Below are 25,017 nucleotides of genomic sequence, written 5' to 3' on the forward strand. Positions count from 1 at the left end.
CGGGTAAAAAGTTTTGAGAAAATTGCTCATTTTAGTACGAGGGGAGGTAACTTACACTTTATACCCCATAGGGGGAAGTACCCCCCCGGGGGGTGATCAGGATAAGGATTCTTACCTAATTTAATATGCAACGATACAATTTTGAATACTTGTTCTAGAGCGTTAAGGTTAATTTTTCGATGGACTGGTTTGTAGACTCTTTGTCCTCAATCGATTCATTATCGAATTCAATCGGAGAATCCATGACGCCTACAGACGATAAGCTGAGGGTCAGCTCTTCCGATGAACTATCAATTGATAGTGAAGAAGTAGTTGAAGGTTGGGTATTACGTTCCTTCTCAAGTTGAATCCAACGGCATTCTACAGCCTCATAGAATTTATACTCAGGAATGATAGCTTTTGGATTAATCAAAAGATACCCACGTTTGATTCGACAAACTAATTGATGATCCAATAGTTCATTCAAAAGTTTTTTTAAACGATTTTTGTCGCTGTTAGTCAAGGCAAAATGTGTAAGATTTACTACATTGGTTTTGGTTTCTCTGATCGATACCAATTTCCAAAACAGCGATAAAGCGGTTGAGGAGAGTTGCAGGAAGATTCCTGTGACATCTAAACCTTCAGTGTAGATCTTACGTCTGGTAAGTGGATCTAAGTAAGCTGCACTACCATTTTTGCCGATGCAAAAATATGGAGCGGTTTTATACTTACGATCTTTGATGCGTGTTACTTGAAATAAGTCACCTTCATTTAGCTCTACTAGCTCTGATGAAACAGTTTCGATTAATGTGTTTGCTAAATTGACCATGGGGATCTCAACCTTAGGAGATAAGTGCAAATAACGCACTTAACCTCTAGAGTAAAGTGCTCTAGAAGTAAAAAATAACAACCTATCTGTTTGATAATATTAGATAGGTACAAGACATAAATAAGTATATAGGGCACAAAAGTACCTTTGACACCGCCACAGGGAGCGGAGCTCGCACACTTGCATACTCTATGTACTAGAGTGCAAATCGTTTGACCTATATTTAGCCTATGAGCTAACAGTTCATCCTTAGTGCTATAGCTTAATTCCAACAAGGAGGTTCTATAGGATGACATCTGTTTTTATGGTAATTCCACTATAGCTTACCCATATCATGACCTTTAATGCTTACCCCATTAACAGCGTCGTAAACACTGCGTGTTTCCTCCTTGTTATGGGGACGCATTAAAGGATGTAATTCTCCTAGCTCTTGCCTAGTTCTTGGTTAAGTTGTAGTTAAAGCCATAACATGGTTTTAACTACAACTTAACCCTACCTATATCCATTGAGATAAGAGCACGTTGCTTAAGTTGGTAGCCACCTCCAAGTATGCAGCACGCAGTGCGAAATACGCCGGAGGATGGTGAATCAACTTAAGCAGTCCTGTGTAATGCTTAACAACAAGATTAAAGAGAGCGTCAATTCATGTCACGCACGTACTTACACACGCACGCATAATTGGATAGTATTGGCTTAACTAAAACTAGATAAGCTATTCATTACAGGTTGAATTTATGGCTCGTGCTCCAAAGCAAACCAAACAAGAACCATTAGAGGTTGTATTGTGGAAAACAGCAGATAAGCTTCGTAAGAACATTGATGCTGCAGAGTACAAGCATGTCGTCCTTGGTTTGATCTTCTTAAAGTACATCAGCGATACCTTTGAAGCTCACTACAATTTGCTTGTAGAAGGCGAAGGTGAATTCGCAGGAGCTGATCCAGAAGACCGTGATGAATACACTGCATACAACGTCTTCTTCGTTCCTGAGAATGCGCGTTGGTCATTCCTGCTTAACCAAGCGAAACAACCGACCATTGGTAAGATTGTCGATGATGCAATGGAAGCCATTGAGAATGACAACCCTCAATTGAAGGGTGTACTTCCTAAGGTTTATGCACGTCAGAATCTCGATCCTACGAGCTTGGGTGAGCTAATTGACCTCATTGGTAACATTGCACTAGGTGATGCGAAATCTCGCTCTGCTGACGTTCTAGGGCACGTATTCGAGTACTTCCTTGGTGAGTTCGCTTTAGCTGAAGGCAAACAGGGTGGGCAGTTCTACACGCCTAAATCCATTGTGAGTCTATTGGTCAATATGCTTGAGCCATACAAAGGACGTGTGTTTGATCCTTGCTGTGGTTCAGGTGGTATGTTTGTACAGTCTGAGAAGTTCGTATCGGCTCATCAGGGCTTAGTCGATGACATCTCAATCTATGGGCAAGAGAGTAACCAAACGACTTGGCGACTCGCTAAGATGAACTTAGCCATTCGTGGCATTAACTCAGAGCATGTGAAATGGAACTCTGAGGGTTCATTCCTCAACGATGCACATAAAGACCTTAAGGCAGATTACATCATTGCCAACCCACCATTCAACGTCTCTGATTGGAGTGGTGACTTACTGAAGGAAGATGCTCGTTGGTCATTGGGAGTACCACCTACAGGTAATGCCAACTTCGCATGGATGCAACACTTCTTGTATCACATGAGTCCTAAAGGTCAGGCAGGTGTTGTCCTTGCTAAAGGTGCTTTAACCTCTAAGACAAGCGGTGAAGGTGAGATTCGTAAAGCCTTGGTTTCCGAAGCCAATGTGATTGACTGTATTGTGAACCTGCCTGCTAAGCTGTTCCTAAATACTCAAATTCCTGCTGCCTTATGGTTTATGAGACGTGATCGTGTTGGTTCGACCAAATACAAAGATCGTAGCAATGAGATTCTGTTCATTGATGCTCGTAACCTTGGCCACCTGATTAACCGCAGAACCAAGGTGTTGTCTGATGAAGACATTAAGCTGATCACTGACACTTACCACAATTGGCGTAACAACGACGGTGAGTACGAAGATGTCGCTGGCTTCTGTGCATCTGTGACTTTGGATAAAGTGGCTGAGCTTGATTATGTACTCACCCCAGGTCGTTATGTTGGTTTAGCTGATGACGAAGACGAGTTCGACTTTAAGGAACGATTTACTAGCCTTAAGGCAGAGTTTGAGGCACAGCTTGCGGAAGAAGCCAAGCTAAATCAAGCCATTGCTGAGAACTTGGCTAAGGTGATTGTGTAATGGACCTAATTCGAGAATTACCATCCTTCATTCAAAAAGCTGCACAACTGGTCTACATACAAGATCGTGATCTAATGAGTTTAGAAGGTAATGAACAATCTGTTGCATTCCGTTTTGCAATTTACTTCAACGAACTTGTGAAAGATTATCTACCTAAAGGCGTTGTACTTGATACCGAATACAACAAAGTTGAATTAAACAAAAAGCTTTTAACTTATAAAAGAATTAGTGAAGAAGAAGCTGATGAACATGGCATACGCCCTGACATCATTTTGCATCAGCGTAAAACGTCGACCCACAACTTGCTTGTGATCGAGTGTAAACGTGGTTCAAGTACAGACTTCAATGATTTCAGCAAGCTTCAAGCCATGACAAGTGACCACCACAATTATCAGTATAAATTAGGTTGCTTCATCAACTTTGCAAACCATGAACCTGAGTTTACCTACTTTGTGAATGGTGAAAAAGATGAGAACTTGTTGGCAATGGTGATTGTATGAGTGAGTGGTCAACATACAAGTTAAGAGAAGTAGGCACATTGCAGCGAGGAAGATCACGTCATCGTCCACGTTATGCATTCCATTTATTCAATGGTCCTTACCCATTTATACAGACGGGTGAAGTGAGAGAAGCACGAAAATACATCTCTACATTTGAGAACACCTATAGTGAAGCAGGTTTAGCTCAGAGTAAGCTCTGGCCAAAAGGTACATTGTGTATCACCATTGCAGCTAATATTGCAGAACTAGGGATTCTTGGTTTTGATGCATGTTTCCCTGACAGTGTGTTGGGCTTCATTCCAGATACTTCAAAAAGTGATTTAGACTTTGTCTACTACACACTGACCCACTTCCAAAAACAGCTTAAGCATATTGGTGAAGGTTCAGTACAAGATAATATCAACTTAGGTACATTTGAGGATATTGAATTTCCTTTCCCTAACTTGCCTGAACAAAAAGCCATAGCTTCAGTCCTCTCATCATTAGATGACAAGATTGACTTACTGCATCGTCAGAACAAGACCTTAGAAGCCATGGCTGAAACACTGTATCGTCAATGGTTTATTGAGGAAGCGAAAGAGGATTGGGAACAAGCAACCTTAAAGGATGAGTTTAGTTTTACTATGGGGCAATCCCCAAGTGGCTCTTCATTTAATGAAGATGGCGTAGGAACTCCGATGTTCCAAGGTAATGCAGACTTTGGTTTTAGATTCCCTAAAGAACGTGTGTATACAACGGAACCAGCTAGATTTGCCTACCCTTTAGATACTCTTATTAGCGTTAGAGCACCCGTTGGAGCTCAAAACATGGCTAAAGTCGAATGCTGTATTGGTCGTGGTGTTGCTGCATTTAGGCATGCGGATAATCCTGAATGGTATACATATACCTACTACAAACTTAATCATTTAATGATTCAAATCAAACAATTTAATGATGAAGGAACAGTGTTCGGTTCAATTAGTAAGAGTGATTTTGAGAAGCTTGAAGTAATCATTCCAAGTGATGAAGCTGTTGTTGGATTTGAACGAGTAGCTAAACCATTAAATGACAAACTCATATCTAATGTCGAGCAAATACAAACACTCGAAAACCTCAGAGATACCCTACTCCCTAAACTCATGAGTGGTCAAGTGAGAGTTCAATACCAAACAGAAGACGTTGCATAACATTTAAGGTGAAGTCATTTGTTGGCTTCACCTTTTTTACATTCAAAGGAGAGTCATGAAGTATCCAATGACCTTATTAGTAGGATTTTCAACTTTGGTAATGTCTGGTTGTGCTAAAAAAGTTGAAGAAACCTCAATAGAAATTGAAGATGTCTCGATAGAAGATGTAATCACGGAAGAGGTAGTGATTCAAGATGATGAATATGTAGTTAATGATTCTAGTGAGTGGTATGGGACTACAGAGGATTCTTCAGGTGCTGATGAGTATTCAACAGAATATTCCTATGTTGCTGAGCTTGGTGGTTACTCTCAAGCTAGGAGTAGTAACTATGACACTAGTTATAGGGATTATAGTTCGGACGATAGCAGTAGCTATTCTTCCTCTTATGCTAATCAAATGGAAAATAATAGCTCGTATACATCTTATAGCAATTCATCCACTACATCCAAGCCATCCTATGGCGGTCTTAGCAACTGTGTAGGAGGGAGTTCACTTTACAGTTGTTATGATACACAAAGTGGGAATAGTTACCAGGTTAGCAAACTCGGAAATACAACCTATGTAAATGGGAGTAATGCCAATACAGGTTCAAATTGGAGTCAAACCACTACCTCCTATGGAAATATGTCAACGACTAACGGCTATGACAAGGATGGTAATTCTTGGAATCAAACGACCAATTACTATGGGGATAATTCCTATAGCTATAATGGAACAAATAGTGATGGGGAATCATTTGGCGGAATGTGTTACTCAGGGATATGTAGTAAGTACTAGATAGCTAGAAGTAAAAAAGAAAAAAATTTGAGGGGGGAACAACGTGACTAAGATGACCGAATCAGACATAGAGTTGATGGCGATAGAGCAACTAGAGGGGATGGACTATACCTATGTGTATGGGCCCGATATTGAATCCAAGGGAAGCAACCCTCTGCGAAGCTATAAGCAGGTTATCTTAAAAGCTAAGGTGCTAGAAGCATTACAGCGTCTCAATCCTCACTTGAATGAAGACAAATGTATTGAAGCACTCAAACAAATCACCAATCTCGCATCCCCTGATTTACTGACTAACAACCAAGCATTTCATCGCTTGTTGACTGAAGGTGTAAACATCGAAGTCAGTAAAGATGGGAATACCCAAGGTGAATATGCTTGGCTGATTGACTTCAACAATCCAAGCAACAATGAATTCCTTGTTGTAAACCAAGTCACCATACGAGAAGACCGTTGGGAAAGACGACCTGACATCATCCTCTATGTGAATGGTTTACCTTTAGTGGTTATTGAGCTTAAGAATGCCACTGATGAGAACGCCACTGTAGAAGGCGCATATAAGCAGATACAGACTTATCAAAGCCAAATCCCTAGTCTGTTTACCTACAATGTATTTAATGTTATCTCTGATGGCTTAGAAGCGAAAGCAGGTACGGTCTCAGCTGACTTTAGCCGCTACATGGCTTGGAAGACATCTAACGGTCAAACCAAGGCCAAGAAGACACAGGCACAGCTTGAGGTCTTGATTAATGGTTTACTCAATCCAGTGACATTACTAGACATGATCAGGCACTTCATTGTGTTTGAATCTAACAAACAAGAAGATGCCAATGGCTTGATCACCATCAAAACCATCAAGAAGATGGCTGCATACCATCAGTACTATGCAGTGAATGCCGCAGTCCTCTCAACTATTCGTGCGTCTGCAGTGAACTCGGACTCGAAATCAGCAGAGCTTGCCATGCAACACCAAGGCAGAAGCAAGCTCGAATTGGTTCAGCAACAAGCTGTAGGTGACAAGAAAGCAGGTGTGGTTTGGCATACCCAAGGTTCGGGTAAATCTCTGTCTATGGTCTTCTACACAGGCAAGATTGTTTTGGCTTTGGATAATCCAACAGTCGTTGTAATCACAGATCGTAATGATCTAGATGATCAACTGTTTGGAACTTTTGCTGCGTCAAGCCAATTGTTTCGACAAACACCGAAACAAGCCAATAATCGAGAAGAACTCAAAGAGCTTCTCAAGGTGGGATCAGGCGGTGTGATCTTCACAACCATTCAGAAGTTCCAACCTGAAGATGGTGGTAGCATCTATGAACAGCTCTCAGACCGAACCAACATTGTTGTGATTGCAGACGAAGCACATCGTTCGCAGTATGGTTTCAATGCAAAAGAAGTTGATGTCAAAGATGATGACGGTAAGGTCGTCGGTAAACGTACCGTCTATGGTTTTGCTAAGTACATGCGTGATGCCTTACCAAATGCCACTTATCTTGGTTTTACCGGAACTCCGATTGAAAAGACAGATGTGAATACACCTGCTGTCTTTGGTAACTACGTTGATATCTATGACATCTCACAGGCCGTTGAAGATGGTGCAACGGTTCGAATCTTCTATGAGAGCCGGTTGGCCAAGATTGCCATTAGTGAGGAAGGCAAAGAGCTGATCGAAGACTTTGATGATCAGTTTAGTGAGGATGACTTAAACCAAACTCAAAAAGAGCGTGCTAAATGGGCACGAGTAGAAGGGCTGATTGGCAGTAAAGAACGTATCAAAGCCATTGCTAAAGATATCGTAGAGCACTTTGAGCAACGTCTAGTAGCTAACGCTAACCAAGGTAAAGGCATGATCGTAGCGATGTCTCGTCGTATTGCTGTTGATCTTTACGATGAAATCATAGCAATTAAACCTGAATGGCATAGCAAAGACTTAAATGATGGAGTCATTAAGGTAGTGATGACTGCTAGTGCCTCTGAGGGTGGAAAAATTGCAGATCATCATACAACGAAGCAACAACGCCAAATTCTAGCCAATCGTATGAAGGACAATGATGATAAGCTCAAGCTCGTTATTGTTCGTGATATGTGGCTGACTGGTTTCGATGCACCAAGTATGCACACGCTTTACATCGACAAACCAATGAAAGGTCATAACCTCATGCAAGCAATTGCACGAGTGAACCGTGTCTATAAAGACAAGATAGGTGGCTTGGTTGTTGATTATCTTGGTATTGCGTCTGACCTTAAAGAAGCTCTGTCGTTCTATTCTGAGGCAGGTGGGAAGGGTGATCCTGCATTGTTACAGGACGAAGCTGCAACCATTCTTCAAGAAAAGCTCGAAGTCATTGATGGCATCATGCATGGCTTCACTTATCAAGAATACTTCACAGCGAATACATCTCGTAAGCTCAACATTATCCTCGAAGCAGAAGAACATATCCTTGGTGTAGACCAAGGGGAAGGTAAAACTCGATTCCTTACAGCAGTAGCAGCAATGTCCCAAGCATTTGCACTTGCTGTGCCTCACCCACATGCGATGGAAGCAGCACCTGTGGTTGCATTCTTCCAAGCAGTGAAAGCACGTCTTGCCAAGTTTAGCGATGGTTCAGGCAAAATCTCAGGTATGAGTAATGCTGAGCTTGAAGCCAAGGTGAAACAAACCATTGACCAAGCACTTGTCACAGAACAAGTTGTAGACATCTTTGATGCAGCAGGAATCCAGAAGCCAGACATCTCCATTCTCTCTGATGAGTTCATGCAAGAGATGAAGGGCTATAAGCATAAAAACATTGCACTTGAGACATTGAAGAAGCTCCTAGGAGATGAAATCAAGGTGAGAGAGCAGCGCAGTGTGACCCAAGGCAAGAAGCTCATGGACATGCTGAGTTCTGCAATCAAGGGTTACCAGAATAAGGTGCTCACTGCAGCACAAGTGATTGATGAACTCATCAAGCTAGCTAAGGCGATTCAAGAGTCCGACAAACTTGCAGAAGAACTCAATCTTACTGAATACGAATATGCTTTCTACTCAGCAGTCGCAATGAACGATAGTGCTCGTGAGTTAATGGAAAAGGAAATTCTAAGAGAACTCGCAGTTGTGCTTACAGATTCGATTCGTAAAAACGTGACTTTGGATTGGACTGTTAAGGAATCTGCAAGAGCGAAACTGAGAGTTATTGTGAAAAGATTACTCAAGAAGTATGGCTATCCACCTGATATGGCTTTACTTGCGACTGAGACTGTCTTGGAGCAGGCAGAGCAATTGGCAGAAGAGCTGGCAAATGGGGCCTAGAAAATTGGGGGGTAAGCACTTGATTTTATGTAGTTCATTTCGGCGAATAAGTACCTGAATGAGTACCTGGAATGTGTTATTATAAAAAAGTGCTAATGAAATCAAAGAGATGACGTGTCGGTTCGAGTCCGACCCTCGGGACCAAATACTTAAAGGCCTTCAAGCATATTCAGACTTGAGGGCCTTTTTATTTGTTTTAAATAAATAAAGGAATTTTAAAATTTCAAATGAAGATTTGATGAATAATATAAGATAAGGATTGAATAAATTTTATTTTAATAATAAATAGTTATGGTTTATTCAATCGATCTTCACTAGACGCTTACGTTTTATAAAGTACGACTCATGCTTTAGCTAGATATTCAGTCCTCAAAAATGCACTTTCTTAATATTTGAGAATGTATTAGTCTTGATGAAATAAGGTTTCATTTCTTTACTGTGAAATGAAAAAATAAAATGTAATCGATCATTATTCCCCTTTACTCCATGGCAGGATGTAGACATGAAAATAGAATTTATAGATGTCGATCAAGCTGATCAGCTCAGTGCCTGCAAAATGTCTCTTTTACTCGGTGTATCAACGCCAAAAAATCAACTTGAGAGTTTTTTAAGATTTGCGCGTGGCATTTTAAATGCGGAGTCAGCAATCTTAGCTTTTCATGATGAACCATATGTGTGGCATTCTTCTCCAAATGGATTTAAAGCTTTTAATGCCAATAAAAAAGCAAAATTATTACCATATTTCGCGGGTCAAACTTCGATCAGTCGTGATCATCCTAATTATTCATCTTTTTCAGCACATATTCATCAACTCGGAGTTGATCACGAGCGAATTATAGCCATTGATTTAAAAGTGAATGATGATTTTTCAATTGGTCAAGTGATTTTATTTGATAATCAGCACCAACCTTTTGATGATCAAAATTTAGAACTGGTTTATGATTTTTCAATGAGCTTAATTCGTATATTAGAGCTTCATTCGGATTATGCGGAACTCAAAGAATTATATGAACAACAATCGGCGCTTAATTTCAGTAAAACAAAATTCTTTCAAATCATTGCACACGATTTACGCGCACCATTTCATGGCTTATTAGGTTTTTCTGATGTATTGGCCAATGAACGTGAAAGTTTGGATGAGGACAGTGTACAGAATATCGCTGAGTATCTACATGATACCGCTCAATCGACTTATAACTTATTGGAAAGCCTATTAAATTGGGCAATGGCTGAAGGCGGGAGATTTGTCTATCACCCTATTCAGTTTGAGCTTAAACAGGTGACAAAAATCGTTTTTGATGTTTTAAACACGTTGGCTGTGAAAAAAAATATTCAATTAATTGAAAGTGTGCCGCAAGAGTTAAAAGTCTTTGCCGACATTAATATGATCACATCAGTGATTCAAAACTTGGTATCCAATGCTTTGAAGTTTACTCATGTGGATGGAACTGGAAAAGTTTATATCGAAGCATCAAAATGCGATCAAGGTGTCGAAATTGCCATTCGCGATACAGGTTTAGGTATGACATCACAGCAAATTGAGAAGCTTTTTCAACCGGATTTGAAGGTATCTATTCGTGGTACATCTGGTGAAAAAGGTGCTGGTTTAGGTTTGGTGTTATGTAAAAGATTTGTTGATTTGAATCATGGTGAAATTTGTGTCAGTTCTCAACAAGGTCAAGGTACGACTTTTAAAGTCATATTACCTGAAGCAGACACTCATGCAGCGTTACCTGCCACCCCAAATACGAGTAATCAAACATCTTTGGAAAAAGTGAACTAAATAGTCCACAAAATGCGTAAGGACTGATATAAAAGAGTTTTAGATTTATTCAGGCTTTTTTCAAATGAATGCTGATCAGTTGCAAAAAACTCTTAGAGCCAGTCAATACGCGGAACAAGTTTATAATTTACATCAAACATTATTAGAACAAGATTATTCATCTGATCAATTTAATAAATTTTTAAGTACTGAACAAATCTATCACATTGTACAAAAAGAACTTGCTGACATTCAGGATGAAAAAGAATGGATGCAAAAAATTCGAATTTTGCGAGCACGTTTAATGTTTCGGTGGATTTGGCAGGATGCGAACCGCCTCATTTCAGTTATTACATTGACTCGTGAGCTTTCAGACTTTGCCGATGCCAGTATTGATGCAGCCAAAAGCTTCGCTTATCGTCCATTGCAAGCCAAACATGGAGAGCCGATCGGCTATAACGGTAAGCTTCAAGACCTTATCGTGATTGCAATGGGTAAATTGGGGGCTCAGGAACTTAATTTATCCAGTGATATTGATCTTATATTTGCCTTCGATGAGCAAGGTGAAACCAATGGTCGTAAATGTATTGATGTTCAGCAATTTTGCATCCTTTGGGGGCAAAAAATTATTTATTTGTTGGAACATATCACCGCAGATGGATTTGTATTCCGAGTGGATATGCGATTACGACCATGGGGTGATGGTTCAGCACTTGCAATCAGTCATGCGGCACTCGAAAAGTATCTCAGTCAACATGGGCGTGAGTGGGAGCGTTATGCATGGATAAAGGCGCGTATTGTTACAGGAGGAAAGGAAGGGGATGAGCTTCTGGAAATGACTCGACCTTTTGTATTCCGCCGTTATGTGGACTACACTGCTTTTGCAGCGATGCGTGAAATGAAAGCGATGATTGAGCGTGAAGTTCAACGTAGAAATATTGAAGATGATATTAAACTTGGTGCAGGTGGTATTCGTGAAGTCGAGTTTATCGTTCAAGTTTTCCAGTTGATTTATGGTGGTTCAAAACTTGAGCTACAAGACCGTCAATGTTTAGTGAGTCTACATCATTTGGGGGTTGTTGGATTACTTGAACCTGAAGTGGTGGATGAGCTTGAAAATGCTTATTTATTCTTGCGTCGTGTGGAACATGCCATTCAAGCGTTGAACGACCAACAAACTCAATCACTGCCTACAGAACCTGACCAAAGAAATCGCATCGTAGAGACACTTGGATTTGAGAGTTGGGATACGTTCTTAAATGTTCTCAATGATAAGCGCGCTATAGTAACTTATCAGTTTGAGCATTTAATTAAAGAAAAAGAAGTAGATCCATTGGTTGAAAGCTTTAGCCAAATAGAGCAGCAATTGAATGAAGTTTTAGATGAGTCTGCTAAAAATTTGGTTCGTGAATTTTGGTATGGACATGCCATCAAAAAATTACCCGCTAAAGCAGTTAATCGTTTAAAAGAGTTTTGGCCTCATCTGATTCAAGCTGTTCTTGAATCGGATAATCCACAAGTCGCTTTGGTAAGGCTGATGCCACTGGTTGAATCTGTGATGCGGCGAACAGTCTATCTAGTGATGTTAATTGAAAGCAAAGGAGCATTACAGCGACTCGTTAAAATGGCGACTGTAAGCCCATGGATTTGTGAAGAGTTAACTCATTATCCAGTTTTACTCGATGAGTTTTTATCGATGGATTTTGAGTTACCTAAACGCCAAGATTTGGAGGATTCACTCAGACAGCAGCTGCTGCGTATTGAAATTGATCAAGTGGAAGATCAAATGCGCGTATTGCGCTTATTCAAAAAATCGAATGTTTTGACTGTAGCAGCAAGTGATGTATTGGCTGAAAGTCCATTGATGCGTGTGTCTGATGCGCTCACCGATATTGCGGAGGTTTCGGTTCAAGCAACTTTGAATTTAGCATATCAAATTACAGCCAATAAACATGGTTACCCAGTAGATGCAGATGGTCAACGTTGTTCAAAAAATCATATGGCATTCAGTGTCATTGGGTATGGGAAATTAGGCGGTATTGAACTTGGGTATGGTTCAGACCTTGATTTAGTCTTTATCCACTATATGGATGAGCAGGCAGATACAGATGGCTTGAAACCAATTAGTGGTTTTGAATTTGCGATGCGTGTTGGGCAAAAGCTTATGTCGCTGATGACAACCCAAACTTTAGATGGTCGAGTGTATGAGATTGATACACGATTGCGTCCTTCAGGAGAAGCAGGGCTTCTCGTTACAAGCCTTAAGGCTTTTGAGCAATACCAACTTAAAAATGCATGGCTTTGGGAGCATCAAGCGATTGTTCGTGCGCGTAGTATAGCGGGTGAGCAAAGCTTAAGAGAAAAGTTTGAGGAATTACGCTGTCGTATTTTAACTTTGCCTCGAAATGAAGAAACGGTAAGAGCAGAAGTGCTAAAAATGCGTCAAAAAATGAAAGACCATTTAGGCTCATCAAATGAGCAAAAAAAAGATGGAATTTTTCATTTAAAACAGGATGCAGGTGGTATCGTTGATATCGAATTTATGGCACAGTATGCAGTATTAGCATGGAGTGGGACGAATCCTGATCTCGCCCATTACTCCGACAATGTACGAATCCTTGAGGATGCCGCAAAAACTGGCTGCTTATCCAGCGCCGATGCGACAGCATTGATTCAAGCTTATCTCCGTGAACGTGCCGAGAGTCATCGTTTAGCCCTTGCAAATCAATCCATGCAAGTGAGTGCTGCGAATTGGCTCGATACCCGTAAGGTCGTTTGCAAGCTATGGCAAAGATTAATAGATCCAACTGCATCAGTAGTTGGATAGAAATGACTGTGTATAAAAATTTGGAGTTTAGGTCATGAATTTGGCTGATCGTGATGGTTTTATTTGGCAAGATGGACAATTAGTTGATTGGCGTGAAGCAAAAACTCACGTCTTAACACACACTTTACACTACAGTATGGGTGTGTTTGAGGGTGTCCGTGCCTACGAAACTCCGAATGGAACGGCAATTTTCCGTTTAAAAGAACACACCAAACGTCTTTTAAACTCTGCCAAAATTTATCAGATGAAAGTTCCGTTTGATCAGGCGGCGTTAGAACAAGCTCAAATTGATGTGGTGCGTGAAAATAAATTGGCTTCTTGCTATTTACGTCCAATTATCTTTATTGGTTCGGAAAAGCTAGGTATTGCAGCGACGGATAATACAATTCATGCAGTGGTTGCTGCGTGGAGCTGGGGTGCTTACCTTGGTGAAGAAGCAATGGCGAAGGGTATTCGTGTAAAAACTTCTTCTTTTACACATCATCACCCTAACGTGACGATGTGTAAGGCGAAAGCATCAGGAAACTATACGCTGTCTATTTTGGCACACCAAGAAGTTGCGCACTCAGGTTATGACGAAGCAATGTTACTTGATCCACAAGGTTATGTATGCCAAGGCTCTGGTGAAAATGTATTCTTAGTGCGTGATGGTGTGATTCATACCCCTGATATCGCTGGTGGTGCTCTTGATGGTATTACTCGTCAAACCATTATTACGATTGCGAAAGACCTTGGATATGACGTTGTAGAGCGCCGTATCACACGTGATGAATTCTATATCGCTGATGAGGCATTTTTTACAGGTACAGCGGCAGAAGTAACGCCAATCCGTGAATATGATGATCGTCAAATCGGTGAAGGTGTTCGTGGTCCAATCACAACACAAATCCAAAAAGCATACTTCGATGCCGTACAAGGTAAAGACCCTAAATATGCTCACTGGTTAACATATGTGAAATAATTAAGGTTTTGAAAAAGGACTCAATTGAGTCCTTTTTTAATCATCTTTACCAAAAATATCTCTGGTATACACTTTATCTGCAACATCATTCAGTTCATCGCAATGACGATTACTAATAATTAAATCTGCTCTTTTTTTAAATTCTTCCAGTGTTTTGATGATTTTTGAGTTTTGAAATTTTTTCTCTGAAAGCGTTGGTTCGTAAATAATGATCTTGATTCCTTGCGCTTTGAGACGACGCATAACACCTTGTATTGCTGACGATCGAAAATTGTCTGAACCACTTTTCATGACCAAACGATATATCCCAACAACGCTAGGGCATCTTTCCAAAATAGACTGTGCAATAAAATCTTTGCGAGTACTATTCGCATCTACAATGGCTTGAATTAAATTGCTTGGAACTTGGTCGTAGTTGGCGAGTAATTGTTTAGTATCTTTAGGAAGACAATATCCGCCGTAACCGAATGATGGATTGTTATAAAATTTACCAATTCGAGGATCTAAACAAACACCCTCGATCATTTGGCGAGTGTCCAATCGGTATATTTGAGCGTAAGTATCTAGTTCATTGAAGAATGCAACACGCATAGCTAAATAGGTGTTTGCAAAAAGTTTGATTGCTTCTGCCTCGGTGGAGTCAGTGAACAAGACTGGACAATCTTTTTTATAAGCACCCTCTATGAGCATGTTTGCAAATTGATGTGCTCGTTCAGAATTTTCACCCATTATAATTCTTGAAGGATATAAGTTATCCAGCAATGCTTTTCCTTCTCTGAGAAACTCAGGTGAAAATATAATATTCTGTGTTTCAAATTTACTTTTTAGTTGTTGGGTGTAACCTACAGGAACTGTCGATTTGATAATGATCGTCGCTAATGGGTTGATACTTAAAATCTCAGTGATCACAGATTCAACACTTGAAGTGTCAAAATAATTGGTTGTAGGGTCATAATCAGTTGGTGTCGCAATAAGAATATAGTCTGCCTGAAAATATGCATCCACAGCATTAGTTGTTGCTTTAAAGTTTAATAGTTTATTACTTATAAAATCAGAGATTTCTGTGTCTTGTATAGGTGAGATTTTCTTGTTCAATAAATTTACTTTATTTTGATCAATGTCTAAGGCGGTGACTTCATGATGTTGCGCTAAAATCATCGCATTTGAGAGACCGACGTACCCAGTGCCGACAATAGTAATTTTCATTATTTTAGTTCAAGCCAGATTAAATTTAATTTGACAAAATAGGGTTTCTAAGACGTGACAATTTAATGAAGATTTGATTTCAATTTTGACGAGTTTGAATTCTTATCGTTCAAGAATATTTTAACTCTGTGGTATGATGCAGCTATTGATTAGGTGGAATAAAACGGCATGTCAATACATGAAAATAATGTCTTATTAGAAGAAGAGATTGCACAAGAACAGAACATTGTTTTGTGTATGAAGTGGGGAACCAAATATGGTTCTGAGTATGTGAATCGTCTTTACAATATGGTGAAACGACACACGACTGTTGATTTCCAGATGGTTTGTCTCACTGACCGTACAGAAGGAATTGATCCAAATGTTAAATGCTTTCCTATTCCACCGTTAGCATTGCCTGAAGGCGCGCCTGAGCGTGGTTGGAACAAACTTTCAACTTTTGAGCCTGACTTATATGGCTTAAAGGGAAACGCGCTATTTTTAGATTTGGATGTTGTTATCGTTGATAACATGGATGATTTTTTCACTTATCCAGGTGATTTTTTAATTATTCACGACTGGAAACGACCATGGCGAATCACAGGTAATAGCTCAGTATATCGTTTTAAATTGGGCGCTTTCCCTGGATTATTACCATATTTTCGTGAGAACTTTGATGAGATCCGAAAAAAATTCCGTAATGAACAAGCCTATTTGTCATGGTATGTAGATAAACATGCGAAGCAAACCTATTGGCCAGATAGCTGGTGTAAAAGTTATAAATATCACTGTTTACAAAAAATCCCAATGGCGTTTTTTAAGCCACCAGTAAAACCTGAAGGTGCTAAAATTATTATTTTCCATGGTGAGATTAATCCACCTGATGCTGTGAATGGTGGCGGTGGTAAATGGTACCGCTATGTGTTGCCAAGTCAATGGATTAAGGATGCTTGGCAGTAACATTGTTGATGAGTACTGATTTAAATATGCAGCAAAGCTTAGATATTGTCATTGCATGGGTTGATGGTCAGGATGTTAAGCTTCAGCAAAAACGTCAATCTTATCTTCGGGATACCGATGTTAAAATTGAGAATACTCGCTATGCTAGTAATAATGAAATTTATTATAATATTGCCTCGATTTTAAAGTATGTACCTTATGCTAGGCATATTTACATTGTTACAGATCAGCAGAAACCTCAGTGGATAGATGAGTTTGAGCAACAAGGTTTAGTTATAAAAGATCAGATTAGAATCATTGATCATCAAGTTTTGTTTGCAGGTTATCAGGATTATTTACCAACATTTAACTCCCTATCCATTGAAATGATGCTATGGAATATTCCTGATATTTCACCGTATTTTTTGTATTTGAATGATGATTTTTTCTTTAACTCACCTTCTGCTTTAGAAGATTTCATTGTAAATGATCAAATAAAAATATATGGTCATTGGAGTTCAAGCACAGCTTTAAAAATAAAGTTTAAATGGCGCGATTGGCTCAATAAGATGTTAAATAAAACACCTAAAGCTAAATATACAATGGCACAAATGCTGAGTGCTGATGTAGTAGGTCTCAATCGTTATTTTGAGATTCACCATCGCCCACATGTATTAGTACAATCACGACTTGCTGCATTTTTTAAAGCACATCCACAACTTTTAATTGAACAGATTTCGCCAAGATTCCGAAGTTTTTATCAGTTACTGCCAGTAGGACTCAGTAATCATCTATGTATTCAAAATCATAAAGCAATTTTATTACCAGATGTTGATATTGCGTATCTGAAAAATGCAGATGGTATTGATAATTTTAATCAAGCACTACAGCAAACAGATATTCCTTATGGGTGCGTTCAGAGTTTAGATCAATTTACAGCTGATCAAAGACAGCAAGTAATTGATGCCCTAAATGCCAAATTTAAGAACTACTTACCACAGTCTCTTCTAGACCAAGAGTAAATTATGAAAGTTGTAACTTATTTAATTAATCTAGATGGTAGTGATCAACGTCTAGAACAGGCATCAAAACAGTTAAATTCAGTGAATTGGCCATTTGAAAAATTTTCTGCATTTGATGGACGTGGTAAAGCTTTGACAGAATTCAGTCAATATGATGACCTTGGTGCACAAGATCTTTTAGGGCGTCGCTTGATGAGTTCAGAGTTAGGGTGCTATTTAAGTCATTATGGCTGTGCACAAAAATTCTTAACAACCGATGCTGACTACTTGGTTGTACTCGAAGATGACATGAAAATAAATGCTAATTTTCATCAGCAATTACAAGCTATATTGCATTATTTAGATACGCACGAAAATTTAGATTGGTATTTAGTAAATATTGCTGCAAAAAAGAAAAAGTTCGCAAAAGATATTATCAGTTTGAACTCAGTGAGTTTATGGCATGCCTATTATTTTCCAATTCGTGGTTTGGGTTTAATTTGGTCACGTGAAGGAGCAAAAGCATTTTTGCAAGCAGGTCAAATTATTAATATGCCTGTGGATATTTTCTTTCAGACATGGTTGAGTAAAAATGGAAAGGGATTAGGTGTTTGGCCACCCCTAGTTAAACCAGCTGGCATCGATAGTGATATTCTAGGAACTGTCCAGAGCCAAGGAATTTTACGTAAAGAAAAAGAAAATAGATCTGCATCATATGGGTTTAAAAAACAAAAACGCATGTGGCGTGATCGTTATTATGCCTTAAAACACAAATACTTAAACTAAAAATAGATTTAACGGAAATTTTTGCTGGAATTGATATGAAAATATTCAAAAAACTATTTTATAAATATTTGTTTTTATTAAAATTTCATCAAAAAAAACAAAATTATCAATCTGACATTGAAAATTATGCAGATCTTATAGTTTTAAACCCTAATCCTCAGCTAATTAATAAAACAATACCTAAGATTATTTGGTTGTATTGGGAAGGTGTAACACCACCTTTAGTAGAGAAGTGTATTGCACAAATACAAAAATTGCACTTAGATTATGAAGTAAATATTCTAGGTCCTGATAATATCGGAGAATATTGTTCATTCGATTTAAATAATGATGTTGTAAAAAAGGCAACTGCTCAACAACGTGCAGATTTAATTCGCTTTAACTTAATTTATCAGTACGGCGGTATTTGGTTGGATGCAAGTATTATTACATACGAAAAATTAGATTGGATTAATGAATTAGTTCAACAACAGAGAGTCGAAGGATTTTCTTATTATCGTGCTAAAAATACTATACAAATTGAATTTCCAGTACTTGAAAATTGGTTAATAGCTAGTACTGCTAAAAATGAATTTTTTCAACACTGGTTTAATGAATTGTATTTTGCTATTGAAATTGGGCCAAAAAATTATATCCAGCAAATTCGTAAAATGGAAAATAGTCGGGATATTTTTCAAGAAATTGGGCGTTTAGAATATCTCGTAGCATATGTGGCATGCCAAAGAATAATGAGATTATATCCTGTAAGTATGGTACTGATTAATTGTGATAAAAATGCTCTTATATACCAAGTAACAAATCAATGGATTAAAGAAAAAATTTTAATTGACCTAGCAATTAATTTTGCACCTAATGAGAAGCCTAAAGTGATAAAACTGGCAGGTAAAGAGCGTGTTATTTTAAATGATTATCTGATTAGAAAAAAATATTTAAAAAATACACTAATTGATTTCTAAAAGTTTTTTTTATTACGGGCTTGAGAGGATTATAAATGAGTAAAGTTAGACCAATTATTATGGCTGGAGGGAGTGGAACTAGATTGTGGCCACTTTCAAGAAATCAATTTCCTAAGCAGTTTTTAAAACTTGGTCAGAATAAATTTTCATTATTGCAAAGTACAATACTAAGATTAGAGGGGCTCAATTTCGAAGAACCAATCATCGTTTGTAATGAAGAGCACCGTTTTTTAGTCGCTGAACAAATGAGAGAAATTGGGATTAAGCCCATTATAATATTGGAGCCTGCAGCTAGAAATACTGCACCAGCAATTACACTTGCAGCAATGTATCTAAATAAAATAAAAGAAAAAAGTGTTATGTTGGTTTTGGCGGCAGATCATATCATTGAAAAAGTGGCTGAGTTCCACATCAAAATTAACAATGCTATTGATTTAGCAGTACAAAATAAACTAGTAACCTTTGGTATTGTGCCAACACATCCAGAAACAGGTTATGGATATATAGAAATAGGTCATAAATACCTAAGTGGATACAATGTAGATAATTTTATTGAAAAACCAACATTAGAAGTTGCTAAAGGTTTCTTTAAAAATAAGAAACACCTATGGAATAGTGGCATGTTTGTTTTTTCAAATGATCAATTTTTAAAGGAATTGCACGAATTTTCGTCTGACATATATAATGTTTGTTTAGAATCTATTAAAGCTATTAAATTTGGTGACGATTTTATTCGGATTGACAAAAAAATATTTGAAAAGTGCCGATCTGAATCTATTGATTATGCAGTTATGGAAAATACGAACAATGCTGTTGTTGTCTCTTTAGATGTAGGCTGGAGTGATGTGGGCTCTTGGTCAGCATTATGGGAAATATCTCCGAAAGATAAAAATAATAATGTATGTGTTGGAGATATTTTAATAGACAGTAGTAATAATAATTATTGTTATAGTGAAACTCAATTAGTTTCACTATTAGGCGTAGATAATTTAATTGTCGTAAATACTAAGGATGCTTTATTGATAGCAAATAAAAATAATGTTCAAGAAATAAAGAAAATTGTAGGTTACTTGAAGGAAAATAATAGAAATGAGGTTGAAAATCATAGAGTGGTGCATAGACCTTGGGGAGTATATGACTGTATAGATCAATCAGATAGATATAAAGTAAAGCGTATTACTGTAGAGCCAGGCCACAAACTATCTATGCAGTTACACTATCATCGTTCAGAGCACTGGATTGTCGTGAAAGGTACAGCTAAAGTATATAAAAATGGTGAAACATTCCTGCTAAGTGAAAATCAATCTATATATGTTCCATTAGGTGAAAAGCATTCTTTAGAAAATCCAGGTAAAGTACCATTGGAATTGATAGAAGTACAATCAGGAAGTTATTTGGGGGAAGATGATATTGTGCGTTTTGATGATCTATATGGACGAAATTAGATAGTGGCTATTCCTAAAATTATTCATCAAACTTATCGTACAAAAGTACTACCTTCTGATATTGAAAAGATCATTTCAGATTTAAAACAATTGAATCCAGACTGGGAGTATCGCTTTTATACAGATGATGATATTTTAAATTATATTAAGTTGAATTATGAACCAAGAATACTAAATTCTTACTTGGCAATTAATCCTATATATGGTGCGGCTAAAGCAGATTTTTTTAGATATCTACTCCTATATAGGGAAGGTGGAGTGTATCTAGATATTAAGAGCACTTGCATATATCCTTTAAATACAGTTATTCATGATGATGATCAATTCATTATTACTCAATGGCAAAATGAAAAAGGTCAGATTAATGAAGGTGCTGGTTTATTTGATTATTTAATAAATGACTTAGGTGTGGATAATGGTGAATATCAGCAGTGGTTTATTATTTCTGAGCCTAAGTCTCCTTTTTTGAAACAAGTAATAAGTCATGTTGTAAATAATATTGATAATTATAAACCTTGGAACTATAAGTTAAATAGTTATGGTAAAAAAGGAGTTTTGTTTGTAACAGGTCCTGTAGCATACACTAAAGCTATTCAAGAGGTAATTGAAGATTTTCCACATAGATTTGAACGATATGATAAAAATTTAGGTTTTATTTACAATGCTCTAAATAATAAATCTCATACAAAAGTTCTATCTAAACATTACGCTAATTTTAAAGAACCAATTGTTAGGAAAGGTGTTATATTGAACTTTATATTTTCTTTTTATATATCAGTGTTGAGAATTCTCAAAAATTTCAAAATATAAATTATATTTTAAATTTTGGTATACAGTTGTTGAGTGAGCATTAAATGATTTGGATTAACTTGTCGAATATTTTAAAGGTTTCTAAATTTAGTGGAATTGCACGTACTGAGTATGAACTAACAGTCTATGCATATAAATTAAAAAAATTAGGATTGGAAATTAGATTTAGTACATACGATCCAACAATTGGATTTGTTGAAGTAAATGATATTGTTATCGAAAAAATTATATATGATTTGAAAAATAATCATGTTAATTTAAATTCAAAACTTTCTTTCTATCCTAAGCTAAAAAGAAGTTTTTTAAAAAGATTAATTCAATGTAAACTTTTTTTTAAATCGGTCACTTATCCATATAGTAACAATGATATTGTAATTATTGTCGGTCAGGATATGATTTCTGGTGAAATGCTAGCTTTTTCTCATATAAAATCAAAAATAAAATTAGAATTAAAGTTGCTTTGCCATGACCTGATTCCCATTAATTTCCCTCAATTTTTTCCAGATCAAAACGTAAAATTATTTACTAAATATATGAAGCAAGTTACAAATTCGGTTGATAAATTTTATTGTAATTCAGAATATACGAAGAATGAACTTATTAGTTTTTATAAAAAAAATAATTATGATATTAGACCAATGAAAACTGTAACACTGGGTTGTGATTTATTTAGTAAAGAAAATTTTCTTGAACCTGGCTCATTAGTTAATAATATTTTTAGTGAAAAATATTTATTATTTGTTTCAACAATTGAAGTAAGAAAAAATCATGAACTAATTTATAATATGTATTTAGAATTGATTAATAATGGTGTTAAAAATCTACCAAAAGTCTACTTCGTAGGTCGTCGGGGGTGGAAAGTTGAAAGCTTTTTAAATAAATTTGATCTAGACTCGAGAGTGAAAAATAAAATAATAATTCTTGAAGGTATTTCTGATAGTGATTTAATAAATTTATATAAAAACTGTTGGTTTACACTATATCCTTCATTCATAGAAGGTTATGGTTTACCTGTAGCGGAAAGCCTTTCATTTGGAAAATATTGTCTTTGTTCAAGCGCAGGTTCGTTGCCAGAAGCTGGAGGAGATTATATTGATTATTTGAGTCCCTATGAATTAAATGAGTGGGTCAGCAAATTTAATTTTTTAATTGAAACGCCAGAGTACATAATGCAAAAAGAAGAACTAATAAAACAAAATTATAAACCAACATCTTGGCAAACATTCGCTCAGCAAATTTTGGAATTAGATGATTTCAAAAACATAGATAGGTGAGTATGCTGTGATTTAAGTTTGTCGATTAACTAGCCAGAAAGTTTAATTACTTATCTGCATTTCCTTTAATCACCATATAAATAAGTGCGGCGATTGAACCAAATGCGGCAATAAAACTACTCGTACTAAAGAACACGATACGCTGATAAGTGGTGAGGTTAAATAATTGTTCATTCAAGATATAACGCATAAATGCCCATTGCACGATGCAAAATACAATAATAATGATTGTATGACGACGAACATCAGGACGCATAGCCATATGAATGAACTCTTAAATATTTTCTGAGATTATGCCATTTTTGAGCGTTTATCTCAATGAAATAAAAACCCTGCACTTGCAGGGTTTTTATTTAGATCAACAAAACGTTATTCTTGTGATTCAGCTTTTGGTTTTTCACGTAAGCGAATACCAAGATCACGAAGTTGAGTTGATTCAACTGGTGCAGGAGCTTGTGTTAAAGGACATTCCGCGGTTTTCGTTTTCGGGAATGCAATCACATCACGAATAGAAGAACCACCTGTCATTAACATCACAAGACGGTCTAAACCGAATGCTAAACCACCGTGTGGAGGTGCACCATAACGTAAAGCGTTCAATAAGAAGCTGAATTTTTCTTCTGCTTCTTCTTCACCAATACCTAAAGCTTCAAAAATTGCTTTTTGCATTTCTAGGTTGTGAATACGAAGTGAACCACCACCGATTTCAGTACCGTTAAGCACCATATCGTAAGCTACAGATAATGCTGCACCTGGGTTGTTCTTCACTTCTTCTACGCTAGATTTAGGCAGCGTGAATGGGTGGTGAACAGAGGTCCATTTGCCATCATCAGTTTCTTCAAACATTGGGAAATCAACAACCCAAAGTGGTGCCCACTCGCAAGTTGCCATCTTCATGTCATGACCGACTTTGATACGTAAAGCACCCATTGCATCGTTTACAACTTTCGCTTTATCTGCACCGAAGAATACGATATCGCCATTTTCAGCACCCACACGTTTTAATAGATCAAGAACGATTGGCTCGATGAATTTCACGATAGGAGATTGTAAGCCTTCAATGCCTTTTTCCAGCTCATTGACTTTAATATAAGCTAAACCTTTTGCACCGTAGATACCTACAAACTTAGTGTACTCGTCGATTTGGCTACGTGGAAGAGAGCCTGCACCCGGTACGCGAAGCGCAACAATACGACCTTTAGGATCTTTAGCAGGACCTGCGAATACTTTGAACTCTACATCTTGCATTAAATCTGCAACGTCAACGAGTTTAAGTGGAATACGTAAGTCAGGCTTGTCAGATGCATAGTCACGCATTGCATCTGCATAGGTCATACGTGGGAACCTATCAAATTGAACATTAAGAAGTTCTTTAAACATCTTAACTGTTAAACGTTCCATTAAATCCATAATGTCATCGTCACTCATGAACGATGTTTCAACGTCGATTTGTGTGAATTCAGGCTGACGGTCAGCACGTAAGTCTTCGTCACGGAAACATTTAGCAATTTGGTAATAACGATCAATACCACCCACCATTAACAATTGTTTAAACAACTGTGGTGATTGCGGAAGAGCGTAGAAACTACCATTTGATACACGGCTTGGAACTAAATAGTCACGCGCACCCTCAGGAGTCGCACGTGTCAAAATAGGTGTTTCAACGTCTAAAAATCCATTTTCTTCGAAATAGTTACGAATAAGGTTTGTTAATTTAGAGCGGAAACGTAAACGCTCTAACATTTCTGGACGACGAATGTCCAAGAAACGATACTTCAAACGAATTTCTTCTGAAATATTAGTATTATCATCATTTAATGGAAATGGTGGAGTTTCAGACGCTGCTAGAACTTCAATTTCTTTACCTAATACTTCGATTTGACCACTCACCATGTTGGCATTTTCAGTACCAGCATAACGACGGCGAACGCGACCAGTAATTTTTAAAACAAATTCAGAACGAGCTTTATCAGCTGTTTCGAAAGCTTCTGGTGTATCAGGATCAATAACCACTTGAACTAGACCATCACGGTCACGCATATCAAGGAAAATTACACCACCGTGGTCACGGCGACGGTGTACCCATCCGCAAAGTGTAACGGTTTGATCAATTTGAGCTTCGGTTAATGAACCGCAGTAATGAGTTCGCATCATAGCGTTAAAAATCCAACTATATGGGTTAATGAAAGCGTATACGTAAACAGCGTAACGCCTTTATACAAAGGGTGAATTATGCCTCTTTGAGACT

At 37.6% G+C, this 25,017-nt stretch carries 19 protein-coding genes; 15 read left to right on the forward strand and 4 right to left on the reverse strand.

Going from position 1 to position 25,017, the window contains the following annotated elements:
* Window positions 1–154: 154 nt before the first annotated feature.
* A complete protein-coding gene (locus tag AC1M9M_RS07480; protein ID WP_481596027.1) occupies window positions 155–847 on the reverse strand; it encodes a hypothetical protein in 693 nt (230 codons plus the stop codon).
* Window positions 848–1,542: 695 nt separating this feature from the next.
* Here AC1M9M_RS07480 and AC1M9M_RS07485 point away from each other — a divergent pair.
* From AC1M9M_RS07485 to AC1M9M_RS07520, 8 genes are all read left to right on the forward strand, one after another.
* Complete coding sequence (locus AC1M9M_RS07485) at window positions 1,543–3,090, forward strand: type I restriction-modification system subunit M (RefSeq protein ID WP_481596028.1); 1,548 nt, start codon at window positions 1,543–1,545, stop codon at window positions 3,088–3,090.
* Window positions 3,090–3,590, forward strand: a complete 501-nt coding sequence (locus AC1M9M_RS07490) for a hypothetical protein (protein WP_481596029.1) — start codon at window positions 3,090–3,092, stop codon at window positions 3,588–3,590. The genes AC1M9M_RS07485 and AC1M9M_RS07490 overlap by 1 nt, the downstream gene beginning before the upstream one ends.
* Window positions 3,587–4,756, forward strand: coding sequence for a restriction endonuclease subunit S (locus tag AC1M9M_RS07495; RefSeq protein ID WP_481596030.1), 1,170 nt, complete (start codon window positions 3,587–3,589; stop codon window positions 4,754–4,756). The genes AC1M9M_RS07490 and AC1M9M_RS07495 overlap by 4 nt, the downstream gene beginning before the upstream one ends.
* Before the next feature lie 55 nt (window positions 4,757–4,811).
* Window positions 4,812–5,534 (forward strand): hypothetical protein, encoded by a 723-nt coding sequence (locus AC1M9M_RS07500; protein WP_481596031.1) that lies wholly within the window; start codon window positions 4,812–4,814, stop codon window positions 5,532–5,534.
* A gap of 52 nt (window positions 5,535–5,586) precedes the next feature.
* Window positions 5,587–8,823 (forward strand): type I restriction endonuclease subunit R, encoded by a 3,237-nt coding sequence (locus tag AC1M9M_RS07505; protein ID WP_481596077.1) that lies wholly within the window; start codon window positions 5,587–5,589, stop codon window positions 8,821–8,823.
* Between the two features lie 502 nt (window positions 8,824–9,325).
* Window positions 9,326–10,606 (forward strand): sensor histidine kinase, encoded by a 1,281-nt coding sequence (locus tag AC1M9M_RS07510; protein ID WP_180028869.1) that lies wholly within the window; start codon window positions 9,326–9,328, stop codon window positions 10,604–10,606.
* Between the two features lie 64 nt (window positions 10,607–10,670).
* On the forward strand, window positions 10,671–13,412 hold the full coding sequence (gene glnE / locus AC1M9M_RS07515; protein ID WP_481596032.1) for a bifunctional [glutamate--ammonia ligase]-adenylyl-L-tyrosine phosphorylase/[glutamate--ammonia-ligase] adenylyltransferase: 2,742 nt from the start codon (window positions 10,671–10,673) through the stop codon (window positions 13,410–13,412).
* Between the two features lie 34 nt (window positions 13,413–13,446).
* Window positions 13,447–14,373, forward strand: coding sequence for a branched-chain amino acid transaminase (locus AC1M9M_RS07520; protein ID WP_035265589.1), 927 nt, complete (start codon window positions 13,447–13,449; stop codon window positions 14,371–14,373).
* Window positions 14,374–14,409: 36 nt separating this feature from the next.
* On the opposite strand, the gene AC1M9M_RS07525 is transcribed toward AC1M9M_RS07520, so the two are convergent.
* Window positions 14,410–15,579 carry a nucleotide sugar dehydrogenase gene (locus AC1M9M_RS07525; RefSeq protein ID WP_481596033.1) on the reverse strand — a complete coding sequence of 390 codons (1,170 nt, stop codon included), beginning with the start codon at window positions 15,577–15,579 and terminating at the stop codon, window positions 14,410–14,412.
* Between the two features lie 168 nt (window positions 15,580–15,747).
* Between AC1M9M_RS07525 and AC1M9M_RS07530 the strand changes: the two genes are divergently transcribed.
* From AC1M9M_RS07530 to AC1M9M_RS07560, 7 genes are read left to right on the forward strand one after another with little or no spacing between them, the layout of a single operon-like run.
* The gene (locus AC1M9M_RS07530) at window positions 15,748–16,518 is read left to right on the forward strand and encodes a hypothetical protein (protein ID WP_035265587.1); all 771 of its coding nucleotides are present in this window, start codon (window positions 15,748–15,750) and stop codon (window positions 16,516–16,518) included.
* 26 nt (window positions 16,519–16,544) lie between these two features.
* Window positions 16,545–17,519, forward strand: coding sequence for a capsular polysaccharide biosynthesis protein (locus AC1M9M_RS07535; protein ID WP_481596078.1), 975 nt, complete (start codon window positions 16,545–16,547; stop codon window positions 17,517–17,519).
* Window positions 17,520–17,522: 3 nt separating this feature from the next.
* Window positions 17,523–18,284, forward strand: a complete 762-nt coding sequence (locus AC1M9M_RS07540; protein WP_035265586.1) for a glycosyltransferase family 25 protein — start codon at window positions 17,523–17,525, stop codon at window positions 18,282–18,284.
* Between the two features lie 35 nt (window positions 18,285–18,319).
* Window positions 18,320–19,240: a glycosyltransferase family 32 protein gene (locus AC1M9M_RS07545; protein ID WP_481596034.1), complete on the forward strand. Its 921-nt coding sequence runs from the start codon at window positions 18,320–18,322 to the stop codon at window positions 19,238–19,240.
* Between the two features lie 35 nt (window positions 19,241–19,275).
* On the forward strand, window positions 19,276–20,685 hold the full coding sequence (locus AC1M9M_RS07550) for a mannose-1-phosphate guanylyltransferase/mannose-6-phosphate isomerase (protein ID WP_481596035.1): 1,410 nt from the start codon (window positions 19,276–19,278) through the stop codon (window positions 20,683–20,685).
* A gap of 3 nt (window positions 20,686–20,688) precedes the next feature.
* Complete coding sequence (locus AC1M9M_RS07555) at window positions 20,689–21,495, forward strand: glycosyltransferase family 32 protein (protein ID WP_481596036.1); 807 nt, start codon at window positions 20,689–20,691, stop codon at window positions 21,493–21,495.
* Window positions 21,496–21,539: 44 nt separating this feature from the next.
* Window positions 21,540–22,769, forward strand: coding sequence for a glycosyltransferase (locus AC1M9M_RS07560; RefSeq protein WP_481596037.1), 1,230 nt, complete (start codon window positions 21,540–21,542; stop codon window positions 22,767–22,769).
* A 46-nt stretch (window positions 22,770–22,815) separates the two neighbouring features.
* Here the strand turns inward: AC1M9M_RS07560 and AC1M9M_RS07565 are convergent, their stop codons facing one another.
* Window positions 22,816–23,031 carry a hypothetical protein gene (locus AC1M9M_RS07565; RefSeq protein ID WP_035265580.1) on the reverse strand — a complete coding sequence of 72 codons (216 nt, stop codon included), beginning with the start codon at window positions 23,029–23,031 and terminating at the stop codon, window positions 22,816–22,818.
* A gap of 107 nt (window positions 23,032–23,138) precedes the next feature.
* Window positions 23,139–24,923 carry an aspartate--tRNA ligase gene (aspS, locus tag AC1M9M_RS07570; protein ID WP_180028273.1) on the reverse strand — a complete coding sequence of 595 codons (1,785 nt, stop codon included), beginning with the start codon at window positions 24,921–24,923 and terminating at the stop codon, window positions 23,139–23,141.
* Window positions 24,924–25,017: the final 94 nt, after the last annotated feature.

The sequence above is a fragment of the Acinetobacter sp. ANC_7503 genome, from assembly GCF_056780035.1.